This is a genomic window from Ruegeria sp. YTSC199, from assembly GCF_059609725.1.
On record NZ_JBXWMF010000042.1, the window covers coordinates 1 to 25,803 of the forward strand.

Genomic DNA, 25,803 nt, shown 5'->3' on the forward strand with positions numbered 1-25,803 from the left:
CCTTTCCTAGCAGTCGATAACAACTGCACTTTGGCACGTTCGATGCCGGTGGAGCAGGAGCCATCCACCTCATCCGCAATGGGCGGAACGTTGTCAGCCTAATCAATTATGTTACGACTTATTGGCGTGTGTTCGTCGAAGGACAGATGACGGGTCTTTTCTGGATTGCGCACGACGTAGATCGCTGTGATCATCCCACATTCGATCTCCAACGACGTGGTTTGCAGAATGTCGCCCGTTTCGTGGCTGAGGATCGATGGCAGATTGTTCAGGTGGCAGAATTGCCATTGCTGGACAGGTTGATCAGAGTGTTTGCGCGCCAGTCCAGACAAAAGCCGCATTACCTTGTCTCGGCCCAAAATCGGATTGAGTGTCGCCAACACTTTGCCGCCGCCATCCGAAACAAATCTTATGTCTTGCGCAAGTAGTTTGGTAAGGGCGTCGGTGTCGCCGCTTTTCGCAGCGCTGAAAAAGGCCTTCGCGATGGCTTCGCCCTTTTGCGGCTCAACCTGCGTTCGAGGTTTGCTGCGCTGCACATGTTTCCGGGCACGACTGACAAGCTGGCGGCAAGACTCAGGTGTGCGTTCCAGCGCCTGTGCAAGTTCGTCATATGACTGCTCAAATACATCGTAGAGTAGAAAGGCTGCCCGCTCGAGAGGTGATAATCGCTCCAGCGCCAGTAGCAGCGCCACCGAGACGTCACGATCAAGTCGCTCGGTGGCCTCATCTGTGATTAGTGGTTCAGGCAACCACTCGCCGGGATATGTTTCGCGTCTAGTACGCGCAGCCCGCATGTGATCCAAACATAACCGCGTCACCGTTCGGATCAGAAACCCCGTCGCGTCCCGCACACTGGTATGATCAACCCTCTGCCAACGCAAAAATGCGTCCTGTACTACATCCTCCGCGTCACTAACTGTGCCCAACATTCGATAAGCGACCGCGAACAAGCGCGGTCGCTTATCGACAAATGTCTGGTCATTGACGAGTGAAGTCATACGACTCATGCAGCCGAGGCCTCCTTGGCGGCAGAGTGTGGCGTTGCAAAGCCAATAGCAATGCGGTTCCAGGCATTGATCGTTGTCACTACCAACGTCAGGGCGATCATTTCCTGATCTGAAAACTGAGCTGCGATCTCCTGATAGATGTGATCTGGTGCACCATTCTGCTCGATACGGATCAGTGTTTCGGCCCAGGCAAGAGCGGCGCGTTCACGCTCGGAGTAAAGAGACGACTCTCGCCACGCATTCAGCAAGTGAAGCCTGTCTTCACTCTCACCCTGCGCACGCGCGTCATGGGTGTGCATGTGGATGCAGAAAGCGCAACCGTTGATCTGCGACACGCGCAATTTTACCAGTTCGATCAGACTGTGCTCAAGGCCCGCTGTTTTTAGGCATTCCTCCATTTCGAGCATTGGCTGCATCAGTTGCGGGGCAATGGCGAAATGGTTGAGACGGGATTGCATAAGGTGCTCCTGTATTCGGGGTGTACGGAAACAGGACGCGGCAGGCGTCGATTTTGTGACATGGGAGCGCAATAAATCAGTTTTTATTGCGCAGGGTGTATAGTTAAATCTCAATCGAGTTGCGCAATGTTCACCTGCGTTTTATTTGGTATCTACGTCAACCGTTTCGCCCAGTGCTCTAAGCAATGAGTTTAAGTTATCGCGCTGCGCGGGTGATATACCGTTCATAAGCCGATGTTGCGTTTTAACGTGATCTGAGACGGCATTTTCGATTTTTGAGAACCCGGTCCTGGTCAATCGGATCAAGAAGCCGCGTTTGTCTTCCGGATTTGGCACGCGCTCGACCAAGCCTGCCTTGACGAGCTGGTCGATCCGGTTGGTCATTGTTCCTGAGGTTACCATGGTCAGTTCAAGCAACTCTCCTGGCGACAAGCCTTCAGGCTTTCCGGATCTGCGCAGCGTCGCCAGGACATCAAAGCTGGCGGGGTTGAGCCCATAAACCTTCCAGGTTTTCTCCATCTCTTTCCTGAGCTGTGCCGCAAGACGGGAGAGGCGTCCAATCGTTTCCATCGGGCCGACATCGAGTTCGGGTCGGGCCTTGTTCCATTGCGAAACGATACGATCTACGTGGTCCATAGAAGCATATTGCGAAGATTTATCTTGACGTCAAGAGATTAAAATGTATCTTGACGTCAAGATAATGGGAGAATCCTCATGGAACGTCACGCAGACATCGCGGTCACTGCCATTGCGCCGCTGGTCTGGGGCAGCACGTACTACGTTACGACCGAATTTCTTCCTGCCGGGTATCCAATCACATTGGCCGCGCTGCGTGCGTTGCCTGCTGGCCTGCTTTTGCTCGTTCTGGCCTGGCAGTTGCCGCGGGGCATCTGGTGGATGCGCGCCTTCGTTCTTGGTGCGCTCAATTTCACGGTATTCTGGACTTTGTTATTTGTGGCGGCGTACCGACTGCCTGGAGGTGTGGCTGCAACAGTCGGAGCGGTTCAGCCTTCGATCGTCGTGTTCCTGGCTGCGATGCTGATTGGTCCGACGGTCAAGACATCTGCGGTGGTCGCGGCTCTGATCGGGATCATTGGGGTCGGACTTCTTGTGCTTGGTTCGGGGATTTCACTTGATCCGATTGGAGTGATTGCAGGCATCGGAGGCGCAGTCTCCATGGGGGCGGGCACAGTTCTGACCCGGAAGTGGCAAGCCCCTGTGCCTCTTTTGACCTTGGCGGCCTGGCAGCTCTCGGCAGGGGGGCTGTTGCTGATACCGCTGGCGTTTCTGTTTGAACCTGCACTGCCGCCATTGAATACGCAAAATATCACCGGCATCGTCTATCTAACTCTGATCGGGGCTGCGCTGACATACATCTTATGGTTCCGAGGCGTTTCCCGGATCGAGCCCGGCGCCGTTTCAGCGCTTGGTTTTCTCAGCCCGCTTTCCGCAGTCATTATTGGATGGATGCTTCTTGATCAGACTTTGACACCCACCCAGATCATCGGAGCCGGAGTTGTACTCACGGCAATCTGGCTTGGGCAGCGTGCTGGGCGTATAGGCACTTCCCCACTTTCAAAAACTTCCAATTCACATCTCATCTCTAAAGGAGAATGCTCATGAAACTTGTCGTATTTGGTGCCACTGGCGAAGTTGGTTCTCGTGTCGTGACTGAGGCGATCTCGCGTGGCCATGACGTTACCGCGGCTGTGCGAAACGAGGCGGGGCTCAAAAAACTACCCAAAGGTGCCAAGCCGGTTGTTGCGGACGTTACGGACGCTGCGGCATTGGCCACCGCCATGGCCGGTCAGGATCTGGCCATAAGCGCTGTGCGCACACCAGCCGGGCGTGAGGGCGAAATTGTTGCGTTGACCCGATCCATCCTGGACGCCGCATCTCTTGCCGGTCTTCGAGTAATCATTATCGGTGGTGCCGCACGTCTTCATATGCCTGATGGCAGCCCGCACACCGTCCTGTCAGATCCAGACTTTCTGCCCGAAAGCATAGTCCCAACCGCACGTGCGTCCATGGCGCAGTGGGAACTCTGTTCATCTGATGCCTCGTCAAACTGGACCTATGCCAGCCCGTCCGCATTATTGCAGCCCGGTGAGCGCCTGGGTGTCTTCAGAACCGACACAGATAACCTGATCGTTGATGACGCCGGCAACTCACAGATTTCTACGGAAGATTTTGCGATCGCTATTATGGATGAGGCACAGTCAGCCAAGTTTCCACGCGCTGCCTTTACCGTAGGTTACTGATATATCATTAGCTGGTCGCTTTGTGAGGGCTCCTCGTTGACAATTTGCAACTGGGGAGGTTTCTCGTGTCCTGTTTCGACACACTAATCGACGAATTCGAGGCCGTTCGCAAAACACCACGGGTAAAAGGAGCACCCCAAACGGCTTTGCTTTACGAGCTCACTCGGGAAGATTATGCACTGCACGGTCTTCCCACTGGAAACGCATCCAATTCGCGTACATGTTCAGCGGTCTCACCCAGCAGGCTTCTGGATTTGGCTTTGAAGGTGCCCGACAGCAAAGTTATTGGTGGTGGCGGTAATTCGCCAGGTCGCGATATTCGAATAAGCTTCATCGTATGACAGCATTGTTTAGGCTCTGGTTTTCGAGACTCGATTGGCCGAACTATCAGCATCAAAAAATGATAAAACGCCCGCGTTTGTTAAAGCTTGTCTATCTTTCGCTTAGTATTTGTCGACAAGAACTCCGACAAAAATTGTCGGATCACTTTAATGGTGAGACTGCGGTTCCAACAAAAACAGCTACTTAGAGCTTTGAATTTTTGAGACTCCAGAAATCGTGATTTTCTAGCCGAACAATTGACAAGCAGTCCTTCATTCAACGCGCAGAGAACGACTGCAATGAGCCCCACTGCGGAAGTCTTCAAAACGTGCTGCGCGTGCAAGCAGCATGAAAATCGCGGCAATTGCCAAGTTGCCAACGCTGCTGCGCGGCGGGCAAATCGGTCATTGATTTTCGATGCGGCGAAGATGGACCGGGCAATTAACAGGTCGCGGATTTTTCTGCCATTCGACGTCAGCGTGTGAGTGGCTTGTATCTGTCGTTTGCGGTCATGGCGAGCGTCGCCTGTGGCGGCCTCCAGTCTGTGGCTGCAGGGGTAAATGGGATTCCGGTCAGGCAAAAAAGCGGTAGCTCGTCCCTAAAATCCCCAACCATAAAAAACCAGATGACCGCGTCGAGCCCGAACTCAACGTTGAACCCTATTGGGTGAATTCGCTTTAACTGCGGTCTCGGTTTCAAGGGCGGAATTAGGATTAGTTGTGCTCACGGTACTCTCCCGGGTCGGTTTTGCCGTGTCCACAGCCCCTAACGGATATGATGTGATTGCCTTGCTAACCAAGCGACTCGCTCAATTCATTTGCCCTGTCCGGATCTAAAGCTGAAATGGTTTTGATTGACAGCGAAACAAAAACGGCCACAATGAAATATATTTACAGATTGATGCTTGAATTTCATTTTCTTCGAGGTGAATTTTGATGCTTCTCATGTTCAATAGACGTTTACCAAGAATCCTGCTAAGCGGTTTAATTGTAGTGGGAGTTTCATTGCCTTCGCCAGGGCAGGTTGCAGCAATGATGGGATTACCGCACAACAACCCGCCCCCTAAAAAGGTCATCAAACCGCAACTTGATAGTGTTTTCGGGCTTCGGGCTGTATGGCTCAGGTTTGCGGAACAGATGGAAATAGTCCGTCTTGCAAAGCTGCACGGGCGGATTAAGCTAAAAGAAGAAGCTCTGAAGAGACTACGAGCCAAACGCACCACAATCATGAACAGGTGCATGCGTCGAATGCGCCGCGCCTCTGGCCAGATGTGTTTCAGTGATAGCGGCATTCGGTGCGCTAATCTATTTTCTGAAATGGTTCAGCTACGGCTTTCTCGTTGCTATTTCTCTGTCTTGCGCCTGGATTCTAACTCGCCTTGTCAGATCGGGTTTCACCGACACTAACTGTCCCTCTGATGGATTTTTCCAGCAGGCTTGCGACTACCCTTGGTATCTCAATGGCTGGATGCACGGGCCGCTTTTTGCCGTCGGAATAATAGGATGTCTTTGGTGGGCCTATAATGAATGGAATAATCGGTACTACTGACACCGAGATATCCAACGCCGCGATCCGCCGGTAAGGCTTGACAATACGAAACTTGGCACCCAGCATTTGGCTTGGCTTTGTAGCTTAGAAAGGGCTTCCATGAACGCTGAAGCTGCGAAATCAAAAACTCGAAGGAAAGCCCGAGTACTCGACAAGTACGATGTAGCGGGGCTGATTGCGATTGTCATATTCGCTGCCTCCAACCTGTTGTTTTTCGCTTCGAGCTCCGATTCAATCAACGCAACAACCGTTGTAACTTTGGTCGTGGTATTAGTTTTGGTGATCCTGATCTTTGTCAACGCGTGGCAGAGAGCCAAGTTGCTTAAGAAATTTCACACTGAGATTGGCTTAGCTGAGCGTGAGCTTATGCGCTCTAAAGAGATATCTGAGGAACTTGGCAGCATCGACGCAAATGCGAATCCAGACACCACTGATAACCAATGAATGGAAATATTCCCCCCGACCCCAATACGCATATGAAGGCGTATCTAGCCTTCATAGATCTTCCCCCAAACTGGCCTGCGAGGATGCCGCATGTCAGGCTTACACTAGAGCAGAGCCATTGGGGAGACTGGTTGGTGCAGAATGACTATGTCGGTCAACAACCAGACCCGGGTCGCGCGCTTTCAGGCTCTAGCCGTATATTAGGCTTAGCCGGCGGAGCGCTTGCATTCATTGGTACACTAGGGGACGTTTCGGCATCTGCGGCATTTGCTTCGACATGGGGTGGCATTGGAGTAGTTGTTGCCGGCTTTGTCGCTTCCTCTGTTTCGAAGAAAGTTGTTGTGGTGGCTACCAACGCCGTTACTGAAGTACGACTGCGCATGAGTGCGCTTAGAACCGAAATTGTTGGAATTCGATTGGGTCAACGCGCGCCATAGATCATAGCCCCCGTGCCATTTGACGATTTCTTGACCCGAAAGTTGATGCGTTAGTTTAAGGTCGTTTCGAGTTCACCTTTTCCATCGCCAAATCCTTCGCTGAACGGCTTTTGCGTTTTGCGACAGTGCGCTGCGCATCAAAAGCGGCCTGAAGTTCCTGGTCTTTTTCCGAAACCTCTTTCACCGGGGCAGGGGCCGGTTTCGCATCAGCCAGGGCCTTTGCCGTGTCCTTGGCTTGCTCTGCAGCCAGATCGAGGTGTGTGCCCTTGATCTTCGGACTATCGCCGCCCAGGAACTGCATGAAATACGGATCTTCGAAGTAACGGATCTTGTTTGCAATCACCGGCATTTTGCCTTCTCGGATCAGCACAACCTCATTCGTCGGCAAAGCCATCAAGGAGGTCAGCGCCAATCCGCTGCCCGAATTGCAGACTGACGATCAAGACACACCTCAAGTTGTACAGGCGTCTTTCTCGTCCGAGTCCTGGAACGCCTTGGGCACCTCACAAGCCGCCGTTTGGAAGCCGCTCGATACATCGGATAGAGGGCAGCTATGGGCCGTGTGCTGGGGCAGAGCATTCTGCTGATCAACCAAACTTAAGTAAGACACACTGCGCCGGTTTCCAGGTTGCGAAGAGGCTCACTGGCGTTCGTTTAACGTAGACTTGAAGCGCTTGAACCATCGAAACACTAAATAAACGCAAAAATCCTAAGGTGTTGAATTCAATGGGAGGCGAGTCTCAATAATTCAGTCCCATTATTTACGTACTCCGACAAAAATCCCCAACAAAACGACCACCACGGGTAATCATGAGTATGGTAAATACATTTTGTATATACCATTATGTAGCGACCACCCCCTAGATATCGGGTGAGTGCCTATTTGCTGGCACAAGTTGTATCTGGCGTCAATAGCCGGTTGGCTGTTTTTCGCTCTTTTTTCGTCTTTTCGTTTTTTGTGTTGATTTTGCAACGGCTCTACCATTGATTGTAGAGCCTGAATTACTCCTCTATTCAGGAAAGTGTGTAACACTCCTGTAACCTTTCCGAAATTTCTGGAAAATCTCTGTTTTTTTTTGGGGTTTTTTCGGGTTCTCCGCCCTTCGACTAGGGACCCTTTGAGGCTTTTTGCTGCACTGCGCACAAGTGAATTCCTAAAGTCATGCAGTTTGCAAGCCGGGTCCTTTTCTAGCTCGGGCGGAGAACCCGTATCCGCTCACCACTCGTAAACTCATTACGCCGCTCGGGCTTCCAATGCGTCTCAGGCCGACGGGCCAAGTGCGTTCCAATGCCACGCAGGCAAGAAGTAAAGGCCCGCTGCCGCTGGGCCTGTCAAAATCGCGCAATGCGCCGATTTTTCCCGAGGGGGTACCCCCCTTCGAAACCCCCGGTATTGGGATAAGGGATAGCTGAAATTTCCTCCGGAAGATTTCAGGCCCAGAACTCTACCGCGTAAGGTAGGGGCCGCCAAAGCGGCCCCGCTGCTGCGACAAGTCAGGTTTTCTTGCACCACGGCACGAATGCCCGTGATCCACCCGCTGCCTTGCTCGGTACTCGACCGTCTGGCCTTTCCTTGCACACTTTCCGGTCATCGCGCGTCGGATCATCCAACGCTTTAGTCCGTTTCCGGTCATTCTCGGAAGGCGGCTTTACGCCCATCCGTTTGGCTGAGGTGGCAATAGGGGTTGATCGTGCGGGCCGCACGGTACCATTGGTCAAAGGTTTGTCCTGGGGGCGAAGTTTCGTCGAGGAAGTACTCGTCAACGAGCCTTGCTCTGTATTGTCGAATTTCCTTCTGGCCCGTCGCTCTGTACCCCTTGAAACAGAGTTTACACGGGAGGGGACCGCCGCACCGTTTTCTGACTTGCGCGTCCTCGTGACCGATGCGTTCTTGCCAGTCGTATTTGTCGTAGCCTTCTTCTTCTTCCTCGATCTCGCCATAGATTAGCCCTTCCCAATCTTTATCACTTTCCACAACACTATGAAGCAACGTGTCCCATTGCGGACAATCGCGGCCTCTCTCTTCGTTTGAGCGCTCATTGATGCGTCTCACCCTGTTCAGCAGGTATTCTCTGAACAGGTCTTTCGGCCACCAGAACCCGGAATAACCGGGGATGCTGAGTTCCAGCTTAGGCGGCACGACAAGCTTGTTTTCCCATCGGTCACATTGACGCTCTAGAAAGCGCATCCCGATAGGTGGCACCTTGGACATGCGGAAGTAGCTAGAGCCGTGGTTTTCAGCCTTTGCCGCCCGCATGGTGCCTTGCGATTTAACGATATTGAACTGATCTTTCAGGCAATATTTAAGCACGTAGGCCATACCTTGCTGATCCGGTTCTTGGCAGTACACATGGCCGTGATTCCACAGCGACCAGATGTAATTTTCTTCTTTGCGATATTCGGTCACCTTGCTATCGCCGAATTTCTCCCATTTCCCGAGTACCTCTATCGGGTTGCGAGAAAAGATGACCATATGCCAATGCACTCGCCCGCGTTTACTCCCTAGTTCGCCTGCAACCACATAGCTTATTTCGTTGCGCGTGCCGTATTTCTCGAAATACCGTTCACGTAGGCTTTTCAGGAAGTTCTGAACATCGGAGTAATGAAACGACCTTGCCCGAGGGGGCAGGGTGTCATCTGGGTTGTTGCGGTAGGACAGGCGGATAACCATAGCCTGACCTGAGATTGCCTTTTCGGCCATGCAACGAGCTACCCAGTCGTTTTTGCGGGCTTTGATACAGTCGTTGCAGGATCGACATGCGAACTGGAATGTTCCCTTATCGTCGTATCCTGTTTGGGGGTTGGAACACATGATTTCACCGTGTGTTGTGTCAGTAATTGCATACAGGAGCGAGAGGGGTATGTGGGCGGTCAGCCGAACTTAGTTCGGCTTCCCACCACGCGGCATAGCCCTGTTCCCACAGGACGTAAGCCATTGCTTGCGCTATGAATTCGCGACGTTCTTCGGAATTCATCTTGAGCCAGTGCCACACCCTGACGAGCGCCAAGCCTTTCGCTTGCCGCCATCTGTTGTGTTGGGCCAGCCCGTTCAGGTCTGGCCCGCCACCTTTCGGCCAATAAAGTTCGTCCAAGCGGACGTGGCCTTGATAGGGCTCGCACTTTGGTAGGGGCCACATCACCTGTGACGCCCTTCCCGAACACACTGCATTGCGATATCCGGCAGCACTTGCCCGAACCGTTTCCACAGTTCGTCTTGGTTCGGCGGTCGCGGTGCGCCTTCCTGCCTGACCCTGAGACGGTGTTCGTCCCTGACTTCGCGCCAGTCTTTCAACTCGATATGCGCGGCGTCATAGAAGCGCTCTTTCGGGTCGTCATAGACCGGAATGCCGTTGTCATTCCAATCGTGCCCATGCACGAGGTCGACGTTGAACTTCTGTTCGACCATCTGCACGCAGGCGTTGAGCGTGATCCAGTATTGATCACTGACCCGCCACGCTAGCGACGGATGGATAATGTCCACCGCTTCGTAAATTTGATGCGGGCTTTCATAGGGTCCAGCCTTAGTGACACCCCGTTCCAGTAGCTTTTTTTGGGTTTCCGGCGACCGGTAGCAGTAGAGGATTTTCGCGGGATAGCCCGCGTCTTCCATGGCCTTAACGATCTGCTGGCCGAGGTAGTACATTGGCCCGTCCTTGTAGCAAAAGATCGTTTGCCGTTTCGGGGCCTGCATTTTCTCGTGCGGAAACAGGCGGCGGACCGCCTTGTGAAAGAATTGATCGACATTCATTGTCCGTATCCGTGATTTGCTGTGCGCGATGGCAGAGGACGAGAACGCCCTCCACCAGCCATGGGGCTAACCGTGGCATTTACACTTCTTCTTTTGTTTCCGGTTCGGTGACGGTTTGTTCCGTCTCGGATTTGGCTTTCGGCTCGGATTTCTGCTTGGCCTCTGGTTTTTTGGTTTCCGCTTCATCGGTTTTCTCCGGTTTCTCGATGACCTCGACCTCGGCCTGTAGGCGCTGCATTTTGGCGAGGCGCTTTTCGATGGTCTTGTTGGTTTTTTCCATGTCGCGGGCGAGTTTGAGCATGCGCTTTTCTTGCTCGCTATGCTTCGGCTGCCAGTCTGGGTTGGCGGCGGAATTCATCGCGCCCGGGCCGTAGCTCATCGGTTTGACGCGCTGGCCCGCCGGGATAATCGGCGTTACAGCTTCGTCCCATTTCAGGACGTCGCCATGCGCCATTAGTTCGGTCAGGGCTTTGCCGCTGTGTACTCCGGGTGTCAGGCCCATTTTCCAGAGAGTGACCTTATCCGGCCCCTCTGCTTGTATTTCCCCGCCCGTAGCGGCGACGATGAACTTGACCTTTGCGATTTGACTGTATTGCAGCATTGCTTTTCTCCGTTTTGCTGAAAAAGGGGAGGGTAGGGGGCGCTTTCGCGCCCTCTGTTATTCTTCGTTGTCACCGAAGATGTTGGCGTCCTCGATCTCGGCCAGTTCCTCAACCGGGGTCGGCCCGAAGATGATCGGGGTATTGATCCGGGCGATGGTCGTGACGTTGTAGGTGCAGACCTCGGCCAGTTGATCCGCAAACGGGTAGTGACTGATATCCGCCGGGTAAATCACCGTTTCCGGGGTCACGGACACTGGCACTTCAAGTTGCCAGATGGCCGTTTTGTTCTCGACGGTTGTTACGTCGAGGTGACGATTAAACCCATAATCGACATAGTTGCGCATCAGATGATTGCGCCCCACATACATGGCGACGGTTTCCTCATCGACCTGATCACAGTCCGCGTAGAGTTCGCGCACCGTTACCGGGTCCGGGTCGATTGCGAGTTCATCGGCGATGAAGTCGCGCTTGCCCCATGTGTCCGAGAGAACCGGGTGCGGTTGATGCGCAAGCGTTTCGTCCGGTTTGACGCTGACGAAGGTCATCAGGATCATGCCGAATTCGGTTTGAGGAACCGGCACGGCGTAGTCAAAGACGTGATCCATATCGGTTTGCTGGACGTCGAGATTTGCGCCGTCCATGGCGTTTTTCAGGTACGAGCCAAAGGACTGTGTGCGCTGATACAGCACGGTTGGTTCCTTGCCGAAATCGACCGTGAGGCCCGCCGCCCAGCGTTGTACGATTTCTTCCCCGTATTGCGGGTTGCGGTCGACCAGTTTGCGCATTTCGCGGGTGAGTTCATCACCGCGTTGGGCTTGGTAGAAGTCGACCATGGACAGGTCAGTTGTCGGCATATCGCCGTAGATGAAGGGGTAGCCGGGATTATCCGGGTCTTCCTGCATACGGATGGCGGTGACGGTCGAGTTGATCTGATCCGAGGTTACATCGGTGCCGCCGCTTTCCCGCATGGTTCCCGATGCGTAGCTTGGCGTGTTGCCGTGACCGATACCCTTGATCTTAATCCGGCCATCCAATTGCACCTTGCCGTTCACCCGGTCTTCGGGATCCAGAACGCCGTTCAGGCGGTCCAGCGCGGTTTGGCCTATAATGGCCGGGGTGATGAACATGTTTGTGCTGTCCAGCAGCGCCGCCTTGACGTATTTGCGCTGGCGCAAGTGGTTCACCGCACAGTTATGCGACAGGCGCACAACTTCGTTGACCTTCTTGGTGCCGTTGATCGAACGCGGTTCGATACCGATCCGCTTGGTGATGTTGTTTTCTTCCTCAAGGTCGAAAACGGGATTGCCGGACAGCATCTTGAGACGCAGCGCTTCGGCGTTGCCGGGGATATCATCGCCCGGATTTTTGAGCGCATCCGCAGCCGGGATCGGTACGCCGACCACGAAGATTTCGGCTGTGATGTCCGAGAGCATCCGTCCCGCGATAGGGTCGAGGCGCAGGCCGATGGTTTGTTGCACGGTTCCGCTTTCGCTTTGCTGGAACGCGACGCAAGCGACCGGGGTCAGTTTACCGCCCCGGAAGCGGCCTTGCTTGGTTGTGCTTTCGCGGCGTACCGCGCGTGGTTGCATGTATTTAGAGAGCATGTTTTCCTCCATTGCCCTAGTTTAATGGTTGGTTTTGATTGCGCATGAGAAAGGGCCGCATTCCGCTACTTGCGGTAATACGGGTTCGTCAGTCTCATGCTTTCGAGGTTTCTGCGGAACTTTCCGCCGCCGGGGTCTTGTTCCCGCTCACGCCGGAACCACTCATCCATTACGCGTTCCGCTTTTCGCTGATCCACGTATTTGCGGAGTTTTCCGCCGAGATTGTACGGCACCTGCGGTATCGCCGATACCAAGGCCGTTCCGAGTTCATCCAGCCCCCACGGTTCGCCATCGGAACCGGGCACAACTATAGCCCCGCCCAAAGCATCCGTTGCAGCGTTGCTTATTTCGGTTAGCCCTGACCCGCTAGAATACGGCTCTACTTTTACTTCTCGTCCCGGCGCTACATGTTCGCCAGTATCGCCAAGGTCAGGCCGGGCAACCACAGGAGAACTATTATCAGCACTATTGTTCGATTGCGCATTATTACCCCGTTGATAAATTCCGCCTTCTGGCGGTTTCAACTTAAGGTTTTCATTCTGCTTTTCCAAGAGTTCCTTTTCGAACTCTAGTTCCGAGCGTTGCAGTTGCAGCGCGTTCAATTCTGTGAACACGCGCGCCGCCGCGAGGGCGTCGTTTGATTTGGCGGTGCTGAACACTGGGGTGTAAGCGGTTCCGCCGGATGCGCCCGCGATAACCGGACCGCCGCCGCCGCCACCGCCACCTACTACCGCAAGCGGGTTGAACCCCGCCGCCTCAGCGGCATAGCGCTGTAGGGCGGGGGTCATTTTGGTTTGTTTCTTGAAGTGCTCAAGCTGATGGACGCTTTGTGCCGCCGCCTGCTTGTTGTACAGGTTCATTTGAACCGGGATCATCCGCTTCGCATGATCGTATGCGTAGCGGTATTGCTTCCCGAGCGACGGCGCGCTGCTACCCCCGAACAGCCCGCCCACGGCGGAAACGCCGGTGGCTATCGCTGTTATTGTTGCCGGGTCCATTAGAAGCCTCCAGAGCAGAAGGCTTGAAAGGCGACCGGTTGCAGGGTAGCAACAAGGCCACCGGCAAGGCCCGCAATAACGGGAACCATCGCCTTAAGGCTGATCTCTTTCGCTTTCGACATAAAGTCCTCCTAAGTTTGGTCAACCTAGGGGCGTAAAAGTCGCATAATCATGATTATGTTAAGGGTCGGCCGCAATTTAATCACAGGCTTCGAATTTTATGTGCCAACATGGCTCACTCATCCATCAATGCCTTCCGCACAGCTTTTTCAACCGTCTTGGCCGAGCATCTTGATCGCAGCCAGAAGGCGGGCGATTTCCTGTTCGGTGTTGTAGTGGCAGAACGAGATGCGGATACAATCTGCCAGGCCGAGTGGCGCAAGCACGTTGCCGGAATAATGGTCGGCCTTACGCGTGTGGGTGCGAATACCTTGTTGATTCAGAGTTTCAACCACGTCTTCCGAAGGCGTACCCTCAACCACGATAGACACAAGCCCTTCGCGCGCGGGGTTGTCGGCCCCGCCCAGAATGGTGACGTGGTCCATGTCGCGTAGGCCCGGCAAGTTGCCGGTGCCGTTGATGGCGGCGTTGGTTAGATGGGTCTCGTAAGCGTGGATGGCACGACCTGCGGCCTCGATCCGTTTACGGGTGTTGGTCTCGTCCGAGACCTCACCCCCTAGCCAGTCGAAATAGGATACCACGTCCGAAACAGTTGCATAGGACCCGGTGTCGCGGGTGCCAAACTCCCACCCGGTGGCGGAGGCATCGATCAACATGTCATGTGGCGCAGAGCTGAGCCGGTCCGAAATCCAAGCGATCCCATAACCGTGGCGCGAAAACACCTTGTAGGGTGAGATCACGTAGCCGTCGACGTCATAAGCGTCCAAATCCACCTGCCCGTGCGCCGCGTGCTGGATGCCGTCGACGATGATCATACAATCCGGGGCCACCGCCCGGATTGCGTCCGAAATTGCAGCAACATCCATACCCATCCCGGTCACCGGCGAGGCGTGCAGGATCGTCGCCACCGCCACATCGGGGGACAGCAGTGTGGTGTAGTTCTCGGCCGTGACCAAACCGGTTTCGTTGTCATGGGGTACGTTCACATAGTCCAACCCGGCAATCCCCGCCCAGCGGCGGGCGGCGCTGCGGGTGGCGGGGTGCTCGATGGACGACCCGATCACCTTTGTCCCTTTTGGTGCTGCCAGACAGGCGGTGCGGATCAGGCGGAAAAGCAATTCCGTGCCGCTTTCACCCGCAAAGAATTGGCCGGTTGATGCATTCATTAACACTGCCAGATCGCCCTTGGCCTTGTCGATCACCTGCTGGGTGCCCTGCCCCGCCAGATTGATGCGGCCCGGGTTGTCTGGAATCGCAGCGTAGAATGCCGAGGTCTCAACCACTGATTTCAGCGTCAGCGCACCGCCGGCATTTTCAAAGAAGATACGCTCGCCCTGAAACGGACAGCTATCAACATAGGCAAACCGATCGCGGATAGCGTCGATCAGGGCGGGATTGTTCTGGATCATGAATAGGTCCTGTGAATTTGCGCGGCGCAAGGTCTTTGACAATTATCGTCACTGGCGGGCGGGATTCAATCTTGCGCATTGCCGACATCGGATAGTCTGCCACCGTCATCTCCCTCATTGGTCGCCTGTCGGCAAAAGGGTGCCGCTAGGGCAAGCAGTACCCCATTGGCGTTCCAGTTTTGATATAGTCGGTGAACGAATTGATGGTGAAGCGATGTAGTTGGCACTTTTTTAGCCGGAACTGCGCGTTTCAGCGGTATTTAGATCAAGTGGCAGAGGTTTCGCGCAATGAGCTCAGAAGAACGGCCCGGCCCGGGTGGCTCATGCGCTTCAGGAGTTTGCAATGTTTAAAGATTTCTCTCCCGTAACCGTTTTAACAACAGTATTGCTGACCGGTTCCGCAGTAGTGGCAGACGAGAATGTGATGGTCGTGTTTGATGGCTCGAATTCTATGTGGGGCCAGATCGACGGCACGGCTAAAATCGAAATTGCCCGGGACGTTATGGAAAACCTGCTGGGGGAATGGGTCGACGAACGCAATGTCGGGTTAATGGCTTATGGACATCGCCGCGGGGGTGATTGCGGAGATATCGAGGTTCTTGTCGAGCCCGGCCAGCAGGCGCGCGGTGTTATTCTCGACCAGATCAATGCAATTTCACCAACTGGCAAAACCCCTCTGACCGACGCGGTCGAGGCCGCAGCCAAGGCGCTGTCCTACACCGATCAGCCGGCAACTGTTGTGTTGATTTCCGATGGGCTGGAAAGCTGTGAGCGCGATCCTTGCGCGCTGGCGCTGGCGCTGGAACAGGGGGGTGTTGGGTTCACCGCGCATGTTGTGGGGTTTGGCCTGGGCGCGGATGAGGACCCAGGCTCGTTGGCCTGTATCGCCGAGAACACCGGCGGTCAGTATATTACCGCCACAAACTCCCAAGAGTTGGGCGCCGCTCTCAGTGCCGTTGGCACCGCCGTGGCGCTGGCAGACCCCGAACCCGAGCCTGCGTTGCAGGATGTAGTTGTAAAAACATCTGAGACCGCCGTGGGCGGGTCGGATCTGCAGGTCAGTTGGACGCCGTTGGTTGAGGAGAGCGACTATATCAACATTGTCCCCGTCGGCACCGATCCCGGTGTTTTCGGCAGCTATGTGCGAATTGGTGACGCCAAAGAAATCAAAGTCACAGTCCCCGGCGGTGAGGGATTGTACGAGGTCCGGTATTTGCACAACCAAAGCAAAGAGGTATTAGGTCAGGCCGCGCTTGAGGTGACCAAGCCCGAGGTCGAGTTGACTGCGGCTGAGACGGTGCAGACCGGTGCGAAACTCAAGGTTGCGTGGTCACCGGCGATTAACCGGCGGGACTATGTGGCGATAGTGCCGATGGGGTCCGACCCCGGCACATTCGGCAGTTATCAGGCGGTCGGCAGCACGACCGAAACATCCCTGAATGCCCCGGCCGATCCGGGCCTTTATGAGCTGCGCTATATCCTGAATGTCGACAAGCGCACGGTGGCGTCGTGGCAGATCGAAGTGACCGCCCCTAAGGTTGTTCTGCAGGTCCCCGAGACCGCTTTGACCGGGTCCGTGTTCGAAGTTGCCTGGGGCGGGGCGGTCAGCGCGCAGGATTATATCAACATTGTTCCGCACGGGACGGATGAAGGCAAGTTCGGTAACTACATTACCATAGGGGATGCCTCTAAAGGCAAGCTCAAGGCACCTGCTGAACCCGGCATGTACGAAGTGCGTTACGTTTTGCGCGAAGGCAGCAAAACACTTGCGCGCGAGGCTATGGAAATCGCCGCCCCAGAGGTCTCGGTGTCGGGTCCTGAACAGGTCGTCACCGGCACAAAGTTCGAGGTGTCCTGGACCGGCCGGGTCAACACTCAGGACTATGCTGCCATTGTCCCCGCGGGGTCGGATGACGGGGTCTTCGGCAATTACGCTGTTGTGCGGGACGGCGATAGCGCAGTGCTGACCGCTCCGGCCGAACCAGGCCTGTATGAGCTGCGCTATATCTTGCGCGAGGGGTCAAAAACCCTCGCGACCGCCACGATAGAAGTCATATCGCCGCAAGTCACAATCGATGCACCTGACACAGTCATCGCTGGATCGAAGTTCAAAGTCGCCTGGACCGGCGCCGTAAATACACAGGACTATATCAATATCGTCCCCGCAGGCACTGAAGAGGGAGAATACGGCAACTACATCGTGGTCCGTGACTACAGCAGCGGCGACGTTCAGGCCCCGGCAGAAACGGGGCTGTATGAAATCCGCTATGTGCTGCGCGAAGGCTCCAAAACCATCGCAACGGTCATGGTAGAGGTGACCGAGCCCGCGGTGACAATCCAGGCGGTGAACGAAGTGCGTGCGGGCAATAATTTGCGCGTGTCTTGGACCGGGACGGTCAGTACGAACGACTATATCAATCTGGTGCCGATGGGCACGCCGGATGGTGAGTACGGCGTTTATGCGCAGGTGCGTGCGCAGTCCGAGCTTGATCTGAAAGCACCGGTCGAAACTGGCCTGTACGAGGTTCGCTACCAACTGCGCGAAGGCAACCGGGTGCTGGCCCGGCAGGCGGTTGAGGTTTTGGCCGCGGACGCGGCGCTCGATACCGGCGCTTCGCTTGAGGCACCCGACAGTGCCCCCGCGGGCAGCAGCATTTCGGTCGGTTGGCGTTCTGAAAGTCAAAGCGCCGACCAGCGCATCACGCTGGCGCGCAGCGAACAGGCCACTTTCACCTGGATCTCAGCTCAAAAGATCAACGGCGATCCACCAATCGAGATCACCTTGCCGGAGGAGCCCGGTGCTTATGAACTTCGGCTGCTGGACCTTTCAAACAAGGCGGTGCTGGCCCGAAAGGTGATCAAGGCAGAATGACGTCAGGCCGGTTGCCTAGCCACCGCTCAATTGCGACGAGTAATAAAAAGCAATCGCCTGGGCCCGGTTCTTCACCGACAGTTTCTCGTAGATATTGGACAGGTGAAACTTGACCGTATTGGTCGAGATTTGTAGTTCTTTCGACAGGTCCCGGTTCGACATGCCCTTTGCCAGCGCCTCGAGAATGGCGCGTTCTTTGCGGGACAGGCTTTGGATCGGGTCTTGCTGCATTTTGCGAACATCGATGAAGGGGAACACCATTTTCCCCGCCGCCACTTCAGCGCAAGTTTCTAGCAGGCCCTCCACCTCGCCGGATCGCGCGGCAAAGCCAGCGGCACCAGCCTGCATCGCCAATCGCGGGATTTCACCGGTCGTTTCTCCATAGACGACGAACCGTGGGGCACTAGCCTGTTCGCGCAACACTTCGATCAGTTTCGCGGCCCCCAGAACCGGAAGATTCCAGTCCAAAACGCCGACCTGAACAGGCACCCGCATCACGGTTCCCAAAAACCCTTCGGCTGTAGCTGATGTCGCCACCAGTGAGAATCGCGGGTCGCGTTCAAAGATTTCGGACATGGCAGACAGGACCAGCGGATTGCTGTCCGCCAACATGACATCAATCGGAGCGTTAGCGGTACCAGCCATCTGATTCACCCTGTTTTTGCTGAAATCCACCCATTTGGGTAGGTAATAAATCGGTATACTTTGGTAGTTTTACCTAAATGGGTAGGAAACTTCCCATCCTTTTAGCCATCCTAAAGCAGTAGTAAGTTACGTTGCGTTACAGGGCAAGTCCGCGTTTTCTATTCGGCAACATAACACAACAGGCCGCAGTGCCCGAACAACCGCCGAGGATGTCTAACAATGACTTTTCAGATTTTCCCACCGCTCGAAATTCCTGAAACGCTTGCTGCGGGTCCTGGGCCGGGCAATACCGATGCCCGCGTCCTGCACGCTTTTGCCAAAGCAGGCGTTGCGGATCACATGCAGGGCGATGTCCTGCGTGGTATGATCGAGTGCAAGTATATGCTGCGTGAGATCTGGGGTACAGAAAACGCCTATACCTTCGCCGTTGCCGGCACCGGTTGGAGCGCGCTGGACACCATGTTCTCGGCTGTCATGCCCGGTGACAAGGTTGTCGCCTTCACCAACGGCACTTTCTCGGGCATTGATGCGCTGACCTTGCGGATCAAGGCGGCGACACCCGAAGAGCACGCTGCCAATCCGCTGGACCCACAGGCCGCCAGCGTCACCGTGATCGAGGTTCCGCATGGCCAGCCAGTGACAGGTGAAATGGTCGAAGCCACTCTGGCCGAGCACCAGCCGAAATGGGCCTTCATGGCACATTGGGAAACCGGCTCTGGCCGCATCAACGACCTGCGCGGGTTCTCGGATGCATGTGAACGACATGGCGCGATGGGTCTGATTGATGCGGTTTCGTCGTTGGGTGTCGATGACTTCTCGATTGATGATTTCCGGGGCATTGCCGGTTGGGCCTCCTGCCCGCAGAAAGGCCTGTGCTGCCTGCCGCTGACCTATGCGCCGGTGAGCTTCACCGATGCCTACATCAAAACCCTGAAAACAACCGGTGCCTACACATACGTCCACAACCCGATTTTCGAGGCCCGCCACTGGGGCATCGTCGACGGGCAGGATGTGGAGAAAGGCACCTATCACCGCACCCACTCGGGATACGCGGTTGCGGCCTTCCACGAATCCCTGCGTCTGACGCTGCAAGAGGGTCTGACCAAGCGCTCGTTGTCTTACCGGACCCACGAAAAGGTCTTGCGCGATGCTGTGATCGAAATGGGATGCGAGGTGACTTCGGATATGCCCAGCCTCGTCGTGCTGAACCTGCCGCCGGCACTGGCTGGCCGTGAGATGGAGCTGGTGCAGAATTGCCGCGCTCGCGGGTTCGGTATCTGGCCGACGCTCAGCGCACCGGTACAGGTTCGTATCGGCATCCTGAACCAGTTGAACCGGCAAGCCGTCAGTCGGATCGTACGCCTATTTGCCGAGGCCCTGCACGAGCTGGGCGGCGAGGTCGATCATGACGCAATCGAAGCTTTGCTGGAAAGCCGATACGGCACGTCGATCGCTGCTTGATCACAAGGCATGAACGGGAGGATTGCAGATGGATATCCATGAATACCAAGCGAAAGAGCTGCTTTCGAATTTCGGTGTCGACGTGCCCTCGGGCGCGCTGGCCTATAGCCCCGAACAAGCGGCCTATCGGGCGCGCGAGTTGGGTGGCGACAAGTGGATTGTCAAGGCACAGGTCCACGCGGGCGGGCGCGGCAAGGCTGGAGGAGTCAAGCTGTGCAACACCGAGCACGAAATCTATGAAGCCTGTGACGACCTGTTCGGCCGCAAGCTGGTCACGCATCAGACCGGCCCCGAGGGCAAGGGCATCTACCGCGTCTATGTGGAATCAGCGGTGCCGATTGATCGCGAGATCTATCTGGGTTTTGTTCTGGATCGCTCCAGCCAGCGGGTGATGATCGTGGCCTCGTCGGAGGGCGGAATGGAGATCGAAGAGATCTCGGCCGAGCGCCCCGACAGCATCGTGCGCTCTATCGTGGAGCCAGCGGTGGGTCTGCAGGAGTTCCAAGCCCGTGAGATCGCCTTCAATCTCGGCCTTGAGCCCAAATTGGTTCAGCAAATGGTGCGCACCCTGCAGGGTTGCTATGCCGCATTCAGTGAGCTGGACGCGACAATGGTCGAGATCAATCCGCTGGTCATTACCGGTGACGACCGCGTTCTGGCTCTGGATGCGAAGATGAGCTTTGACGACAACGCCTTGTTCCGGCATCCGCAGATCTCGGAACTGCGTGACAAGAGCCAGGAAGACCCGCGCGAAAGCCGAGCGGCGGACCGTGGCCTGTCTTATGTGGGCCTGGACGGCAACATCGGTTGCATCGTCAACGGCGCCGGTCTGGCGATGGCCACGATGGACACGATCAAGCTGGCCGGGGGTGAGCCCGCCAACTTCCTCGATATCGGTGGCGGTGCGTCGCCCGAGCGCGTGGCCAAGGCATTCCGTCTGGTTATGTCGGATAACAATGTTCAGGCGATCCTCGTCAACATTTTCGCCGGCATCAACCGTTGTGACTGGGTGGCCGAAGGGGTTGTGCAGGCGCTGAGGGAACTCGACCTCGATATCCCGGTAGTCGTGCGTCTGGCCGGAACAAATGTCGAAGAAGGCCAGAAAATCCTCGCGAGTTCCGGCCTGCCGATCATCCGAGCAACCACTTTGATGGAAGCCGCAGAACGCGCCGTCGGCGCATGGAAAAACGACCTTACTCAAGGCACCAAGATGAGGGCTGTGTAATGAGCATTCTTCTCGATCGTGACTCGCGTGTCATCGTACAGGGCATCACCGGACGCATGGCGCGGTTCCATACCAAGGACATGTTGCGCTATGGCACCAACGTTGTGGGTGGCGTTGTGCCCGGTAAGGGCGGAGAAACCGTCGAAGGTGTTCCGGTCTTTGACACCGTCAAGCAGGCCGTCGAAGCGACGGGAGCCGATGCCAGCCTCGTGTTCGTACCGCCGCCATTCGCCGCCGACTCGATCATGGAGGCCGCAGATGCCGGTATCCGCTATTGCGTCTGCATCACCGACGGTATTCCGGCGCAGGACATGATCCGGGTGAAACGGTACATGTATCGCTATCCCAAGGACAAGCGCATGGTGCTAACCGGTCCCAATTGCGCGGGCACGATCTCGCCCGGCAAAGCTCTGCTGGGGATCATGCCCGGTCATATCTACCTGCCGGGCAATGTTGGTATCATCGGTCGCTCGGGCACGCTGGGCTACGAGGCCGCCGCGCAGCTGAAAGAGCGTGGTATCGGCGTCTCGACCAGCGTCGGCATCGGCGGCGATCCGATCAACGGTTCGTCCTTCAAGGACATCCTGCAGCGGTTCGAGGAGGATGAGGACACTCATATCATCGCCATGATCGGTGAAATCGGTGGCCCGCAGGAAGCCGAAGCTGCGGAGTATATCCGCGATCACATCACCAAGCCGGTAGTGGCTTACGTTGCAGGTCTGACTGCACCAAAAGGCCGGACCATGGGCCATGCGGGGGCGATCATTTCAGCCTTTGGCGAAAGCGCCAGCGAGAAGGTCGAAATCCTGTCGGCCGCCGGCGTGACCGTGGCGGAAAACCCTGCTGTGATCGGTGAGACAATTGCTCGTGTGATGGAGGCTGCGTGATGGTCAAACCCTCGGTTCTAGTTACCCGTCGTTGGCCCGCCGCCGTCGAGGCGCAGCTGGCCGAGAACTATAACGCCGTACTGAATACCGGGGACAAGCCCATGTCCCCGGCCGAAATCCGGCAGGCGCTGAAATCCTATGACGCGGTGTTACCCACCGTCACCGATACGCTCAGCGCCGAAGCTTTGGATGTGCCCGGTGCGCAGACAAAGATCCTCGCCAATTACGGTGTCGGCTACAGCCATATTTGCGAGCCGTCCGCGCGTGGGTTGGGCATGACCGTGACAAACACACCCGACGTGCTGTCCGAATGCACCGCTGACATCGCCATGACGCTGTTGCTGATGGTGGCACGTCGCGCCGGTGAAGGTGAGCGCGAATTGCGCGCCGGTAACTGGACCGGCTGGCGTCCGACCCATCTTGTCGGCACCAAGGTCAGTGGTAAGACGCTGGGCATCATCGGCTATGGCCGCATCGGTCAGGAAATGGCCCGCCGCGCCCACCACGGGTTCGGCATGGATGTCCTCGTCTATAACCGCAGCCCGATTGCTCCGGATGTGCTGGCCAAGTGCAACGCGATCCAGGTGGACACGGTTGATGAGCTGTTGCCGCAATGCGATTTTATCTCACTGCACTGCCCCGGGGGTGCCGCGAACCGCCACCTGATCAACGCGCGCAGGCTGAGCCTGATGAAACAGGACGCGTTCCTGATCAACACCGCACGCGGCGAAGTGATCGACGAATGGGCGCTGATTCAGGCACTGATGTTCGACATGATTGGCGGTGCGGCACTGGATGTGTTCGACGGCGAACCCCGTATCAGCCCGGACCTTCTGCAATGCGACAACCTCGTGATGCTGCCGCATCTGGGCAGTGCCACGCGTGAAGCGCGCGAGGCAATGGGGTTTCGTGTGCTGGATAACCTGAGCGACTTTTTCCAAGGCCTCGAGCCGCGCGACCGGGTGATCTGATGCAAACGCTGGCCCGGCATATTCAGTCCAACCCCGACACTTCGAACTATGCCGAAGGATTGCGCTCGGAACTGCGTGCGTTGTGGCGGAACATTTTGCTGAAACGGGCGCCTCACGTGGCAAAGTGGGCTGAGGTAACGCCGCTGCACCCCATCCCCACAGGGTCCCAGGCAACCCCGTATTTGCAGGCCTTGTCAATCTGGTTCCAACTGTTGCGCATCATTGATGAAAACGCCGAAGTCCGGAACCGCCGCCTGACAGAGTCCCAAAGTGGGGCCGAAGCGGTCGAAGGTGGATTTGCCGAGGTGTTGTCGGACCTGTCCCTGACAGGCAGCCAGACGGAAAAGCTGACCGCTGACCTATGTGCTGGTCCCACCCTGACCGCACATCCGACCGAAGCGAAACGGGTCACCGTTCTGGAAATTCACCGGCGTATCTACCGCAGCCTTGTCAGTCTTGAAACGCAACGCTGGACCCCGACCGAACGCACCGAGTTGCTGAATGGTCTGGAAGGTGAGATCGATCTCTTGTGGCTTACAGGCGAGCTTCGCCTGTCGCGCCCCAGCTTGCACGACGAGATCGAGTGGGGGTTGCAATTCTTCCGGGATGCAATCTTTGACGCCGTCCCTCAGGTCATGGATCGGTTCGACCAGGCCTGCCTTCAGGTGTTGGGAAAGACCCTGTACGAAACACCCGATATCCGCTTTCACAGCTGGATCGGCGGCGACCGGGACGGCAATCCGAACGTCACGACCGAGATGACCGCACTGGCTCTGCGGCGCGGGCGCGAAACGGTTCTGGATCTTTATCGTCAGGCGCTTGATCGGGCCGCGAGCAGGTTGAGCATCAGTGCGCTCATTTTACCGCTGCCCGAACCCAACAGGGCGCTTGTACAATTAATTGTCGATCGAGCCCCTGACGCCGGTCGCAATCGGAACGAACCGTTCCGGCAAGCTCTCAATGGCATCCGCCATCGGTTGACAGAAGGCGGCTATGACCACATCTCGCAATTCGTGAGCGATCTTGATGCGCTTGATGCCGCATTGTGCGCGGTCGACGCCGAAATTCTGGCGCGACGGCATATCCGACCTCTGCGCCGGGCTGCGTCGGTTTTCGGATTCCGAACCACAACTCTGGATATCCGTCAGAATTCAACCGTCACAACCGAAGTTCTGACCGAAATCTGGTCGCAATCCGGACGGGCTCCCGAATATGGCACGCCCGAATGGTCTGACCGTTTGCGGGTCGAACTGGCGGATCAGAACATACCTTACCAAAACCGCGACTCGCTGAGCGATCAGGCGCAGGAATTGCTGGCCCTTCTGGCGCTGGTCCATAGCGTGCGATCGGGGCCTGACCCCAAGGCAATCGGGCCATTCATCTTGTCCATGACCCGTTCTGCCGATGACATTCTCGGTGTTTACCTGCTGGCCCGTTATGCCGGGTTCGGGTCCGAGACACTGGATATTTCGGTGGTTCCCCTGTTCGAAACGATTGCCGATCTGCGCAACGCCCCGGCGATCCTGCTGGACGTTCTGGGAGTTCCTCTTGCTCGCCGTAGCCTCAAATCCGATAGCAACGTAATCGAGGTGATGCTGGGGTATTCGGACAGCGGCAAGGATGGCGGCTATTTCTGCTCAACATGGGAACTCGAGCGCGCCCAACGACGGATCGTATCGGCGCTGGCGTCGCAGGGTTTTCAGGCCGCGTTCTTTCACGGTCGTGGCGGTTCGGTCAGTCGAGGCGGCGCACCCACCGGGCGCGCCATCGCCGCGCAACCCTGCGGAACAATTGCCGGGCGGCTGCGCGTAACGGAACAGGGCGAGGTTGTTTCGACCAAATACGCCAACCGAGGTACGGCCGCGGCGCATCTCGAACTGCTGCTCTCAAGCACGTTGCGCCATACCGCCAACCCTGACGAGACCCCTGCCCGGCCCGAGTTCGACGATGCGCTTGATGCCCTGTCGGAACTGTCGAAGACGGCCTATGTCTCACTTCTGCAAATGCCCGGTTTTCTGGATTACTTCCAGCAGGCTAGCCCGCTCGATGAACTAGCTCGCCTGAAAATCGGATCGCGACCAACCCGTCGGTTCGGCGCAGCCAGTCTGGATGATCTGCGAGCCATTCCATGGGTCTTTGCATGGTCGCAGAACCGCCACCTGATCACTGGTTGGTACGGATTTGGTACCGCGATGACCAGCTTTCGCAAGTTTCGTGGCGCGCGCGGCGATGAAGTGCTTCAGGACATGTTTCGACACTCCCGCCTGTTCCGTCTCGCAATCGATGAGATGGAGAAATCGCTCTATCAGGCGGATATGGCTATCGCCGCGCAATACAGTGAATTGGTTCACGATGAGAAAACCCGCCAAAGCATCTCGCAGGCGATCAAAACCGAATATGATAGCGCCAGCACCGCAGTGCAGTTTCTGACCGGCGGTCAAACCATCGGTCACCGCTTCCCGCGCCTTTGCGAACGGTTCGAACGCAAGCGGGTTGAATTGGACCGGATTCACGCGCTGCAAGTCCGACTGCTGCAACAAGCCCGAAACGGACCACAGTCAGGGTCGGTTCCCGTGCCCCTGCTGCAATCCATGAACGCCGTTTCCGCTGGCCTTGGCTGGACCGGCTAACCCTTTTCAGGAGGTTTCAACGTGAACGCCCCGCACCGTACCGACGAGTTTTTCACCCAGTCCCTCGCCGACCGTGATCCTGAGCTGTTTGGCTCGATCACATCCGAGCTTGGCCGTCAGCGCGACGAGATCGAGCTGATCGCGTCCGAGAACAT

At 56.3% G+C, this 25,803-nt stretch carries 22 protein-coding genes and 1 pseudogene; 10 read left to right on the top strand and 13 right to left on the bottom strand.

Annotation, left to right across the window (positions count from 1 at the left end; all coding sequences use genetic code 11):
* Window positions 1–98: 98 nt before the first annotated feature.
* From AC2FEE_RS24290 to AC2FEE_RS24300, 3 genes are all read right to left on the bottom strand, one after another.
* Window positions 99–1,007 carry a sigma-70 family RNA polymerase sigma factor gene (locus AC2FEE_RS24290; RefSeq protein ID WP_496868004.1) on the bottom strand — a complete coding sequence of 303 codons (909 nt, stop codon included), beginning with the start codon at window positions 1,005–1,007 and terminating at the stop codon, window positions 99–101.
* Window positions 1,004–1,465, bottom strand: a complete 462-nt coding sequence (locus AC2FEE_RS24295; RefSeq protein ID WP_496868005.1) for a carboxymuconolactone decarboxylase family protein — start codon at window positions 1,463–1,465, stop codon at window positions 1,004–1,006. The genes AC2FEE_RS24290 and AC2FEE_RS24295 overlap by 4 nt, the downstream gene beginning before the upstream one ends.
* Window positions 1,466–1,606: 141 nt before the next feature.
* Window positions 1,607–2,101 (bottom strand): MarR family winged helix-turn-helix transcriptional regulator, encoded by a 495-nt coding sequence (locus tag AC2FEE_RS24300; RefSeq protein ID WP_496868006.1) that lies wholly within the window; start codon window positions 2,099–2,101, stop codon window positions 1,607–1,609.
* Window positions 2,102–2,179: 78 nt separating this feature from the next.
* Between AC2FEE_RS24300 and AC2FEE_RS24305 the strand changes: the two genes are divergently transcribed.
* The 3 genes from AC2FEE_RS24305 to AC2FEE_RS24315 all read left to right on the top strand — a co-directional run bounded on the left by AC2FEE_RS24305 (window position 2,180) and on the right by AC2FEE_RS24315 (window position 6,039).
* Complete coding sequence (locus AC2FEE_RS24305; RefSeq protein WP_496868007.1) at window positions 2,180–3,088, top strand: EamA family transporter; 909 nt, start codon at window positions 2,180–2,182, stop codon at window positions 3,086–3,088.
* Window positions 3,085–3,726 (top strand): NAD(P)-dependent oxidoreductase, encoded by a 642-nt coding sequence (locus tag AC2FEE_RS24310; RefSeq protein ID WP_496868008.1) that lies wholly within the window; start codon window positions 3,085–3,087, stop codon window positions 3,724–3,726. The genes AC2FEE_RS24305 and AC2FEE_RS24310 overlap by 4 nt, the downstream gene beginning before the upstream one ends.
* A 1,968-nt stretch (window positions 3,727–5,694) precedes the next feature.
* Window positions 5,695–6,039: a hypothetical protein gene (locus AC2FEE_RS24315; protein WP_496868009.1), complete on the top strand. Its 345-nt coding sequence runs from the start codon at window positions 5,695–5,697 to the stop codon at window positions 6,037–6,039.
* A gap of 492 nt (window positions 6,040–6,531) precedes the next feature.
* Here the strand turns inward: AC2FEE_RS24315 and AC2FEE_RS24320 are convergent, their stop codons facing one another.
* The 9 genes from AC2FEE_RS24320 to AC2FEE_RS24360 form a co-directional block, all read right to left on the bottom strand.
* Window positions 6,532–6,870, bottom strand: a complete 339-nt coding sequence (locus AC2FEE_RS24320) for a hypothetical protein (protein ID WP_496868010.1) — start codon at window positions 6,868–6,870, stop codon at window positions 6,532–6,534.
* Window positions 6,871–8,106: 1,236 nt separating this feature from the next.
* Entirely contained in the window at window positions 8,107–9,177 is a 1,071-nt protein-coding gene (locus AC2FEE_RS24325) for a rolling circle replication-associated protein (RefSeq protein WP_496868011.1), read from the bottom strand.
* Between the two features lie 130 nt (window positions 9,178–9,307).
* Window positions 9,308–9,568 carry a hypothetical protein gene (locus AC2FEE_RS24330; protein WP_496868012.1) on the bottom strand — a complete coding sequence of 87 codons (261 nt, stop codon included), beginning with the start codon at window positions 9,566–9,568 and terminating at the stop codon, window positions 9,308–9,310.
* Between the two features lie 44 nt (window positions 9,569–9,612).
* Window positions 9,613–10,224 (bottom strand): M15 family metallopeptidase domain-containing protein, encoded by a 612-nt coding sequence (locus AC2FEE_RS24335; RefSeq protein WP_496868013.1) that lies wholly within the window; start codon window positions 10,222–10,224, stop codon window positions 9,613–9,615.
* A gap of 79 nt (window positions 10,225–10,303) precedes the next feature.
* The gene (locus AC2FEE_RS24340; protein WP_496868014.1) at window positions 10,304–10,825 is read right to left on the bottom strand and encodes a hypothetical protein; all 522 of its coding nucleotides are present in this window, start codon (window positions 10,823–10,825) and stop codon (window positions 10,304–10,306) included.
* A 57-nt stretch (window positions 10,826–10,882) separates the two neighbouring features.
* Complete coding sequence (locus tag AC2FEE_RS24345; RefSeq protein WP_496868015.1) at window positions 10,883–12,430, bottom strand: hypothetical protein; 1,548 nt, start codon at window positions 12,428–12,430, stop codon at window positions 10,883–10,885.
* 65 nt (window positions 12,431–12,495) lie between these two features.
* Window positions 12,496–13,428 (bottom strand): hypothetical protein, encoded by a 933-nt coding sequence (locus tag AC2FEE_RS24350; RefSeq protein WP_496868016.1) that lies wholly within the window; start codon window positions 13,426–13,428, stop codon window positions 12,496–12,498.
* Window positions 13,428–13,550: a hypothetical protein gene (locus tag AC2FEE_RS24355; protein ID WP_496868017.1), complete on the bottom strand. Its 123-nt coding sequence runs from the start codon at window positions 13,548–13,550 to the stop codon at window positions 13,428–13,430. Before AC2FEE_RS24355 ends, AC2FEE_RS24350 begins: the two co-directional genes overlap by 1 nt.
* A 147-nt stretch (window positions 13,551–13,697) precedes the next feature.
* Complete coding sequence (locus AC2FEE_RS24360) at window positions 13,698–14,957, bottom strand: aminotransferase class V-fold PLP-dependent enzyme (RefSeq protein WP_496868018.1); 1,260 nt, start codon at window positions 14,955–14,957, stop codon at window positions 13,698–13,700.
* A 343-nt stretch (window positions 14,958–15,300) separates the two neighbouring features.
* Between AC2FEE_RS24360 and AC2FEE_RS24365 the strand changes: the two genes are divergently transcribed.
* Window positions 15,301–17,829, top strand: a complete 2,529-nt coding sequence (locus tag AC2FEE_RS24365) for a VWA domain-containing protein (RefSeq protein ID WP_496868019.1) — start codon at window positions 15,301–15,303, stop codon at window positions 17,827–17,829.
* Between the two features lie 15 nt (window positions 17,830–17,844).
* Here the strand turns inward: AC2FEE_RS24365 and AC2FEE_RS24370 are convergent, their stop codons facing one another.
* On the bottom strand, window positions 17,845–18,474 hold the full coding sequence (locus AC2FEE_RS24370) for a response regulator transcription factor (protein WP_496868020.1): 630 nt from the start codon (window positions 18,472–18,474) through the stop codon (window positions 17,845–17,847).
* A 219-nt stretch (window positions 18,475–18,693) separates the two neighbouring features.
* On the opposite strand from AC2FEE_RS24370, the gene AC2FEE_RS24375 reads away from it, so the two are divergent.
* The 6 genes and pseudogenes from AC2FEE_RS24375 to glyA all read left to right on the top strand — a co-directional run.
* Entirely contained in the window at window positions 18,694–19,935 is a 1,242-nt protein-coding gene (locus tag AC2FEE_RS24375; RefSeq protein ID WP_496868021.1) for a pyridoxal-phosphate-dependent aminotransferase family protein, read from the top strand.
* Window positions 19,936–19,963: 28 nt separating this feature from the next.
* A complete protein-coding gene (locus AC2FEE_RS24380; protein ID WP_496868022.1) occupies window positions 19,964–21,160 on the top strand; it encodes a malate--CoA ligase subunit beta in 1,197 nt (398 codons plus the stop codon).
* On the top strand, window positions 21,160–22,047 hold the full coding sequence (gene sucD, locus AC2FEE_RS24385; RefSeq protein WP_496868023.1) for a succinate--CoA ligase subunit alpha: 888 nt from the start codon (window positions 21,160–21,162) through the stop codon (window positions 22,045–22,047). Before AC2FEE_RS24380 ends, sucD begins: the two co-directional genes overlap by 1 nt.
* Window positions 22,047–23,018 carry a 2-hydroxyacid dehydrogenase gene (locus AC2FEE_RS24390; protein ID WP_496868024.1) on the top strand — a complete coding sequence of 324 codons (972 nt, stop codon included), beginning with the start codon at window positions 22,047–22,049 and terminating at the stop codon, window positions 23,016–23,018. The genes sucD and AC2FEE_RS24390 overlap by 1 nt, the downstream gene beginning before the upstream one ends.
* Window positions 23,018–25,648 carry a phosphoenolpyruvate carboxylase gene (locus tag AC2FEE_RS24395; RefSeq protein WP_496868025.1) on the top strand — a complete coding sequence of 877 codons (2,631 nt, stop codon included), beginning with the start codon at window positions 23,018–23,020 and terminating at the stop codon, window positions 25,646–25,648. The genes AC2FEE_RS24390 and AC2FEE_RS24395 overlap by 1 nt, the downstream gene beginning before the upstream one ends.
* A 21-nt stretch (window positions 25,649–25,669) precedes the next feature.
* Window positions 25,670–25,803 (top strand): annotated as a pseudogene (gene glyA / locus AC2FEE_RS24400) (serine hydroxymethyltransferase); the annotation flags it as partial.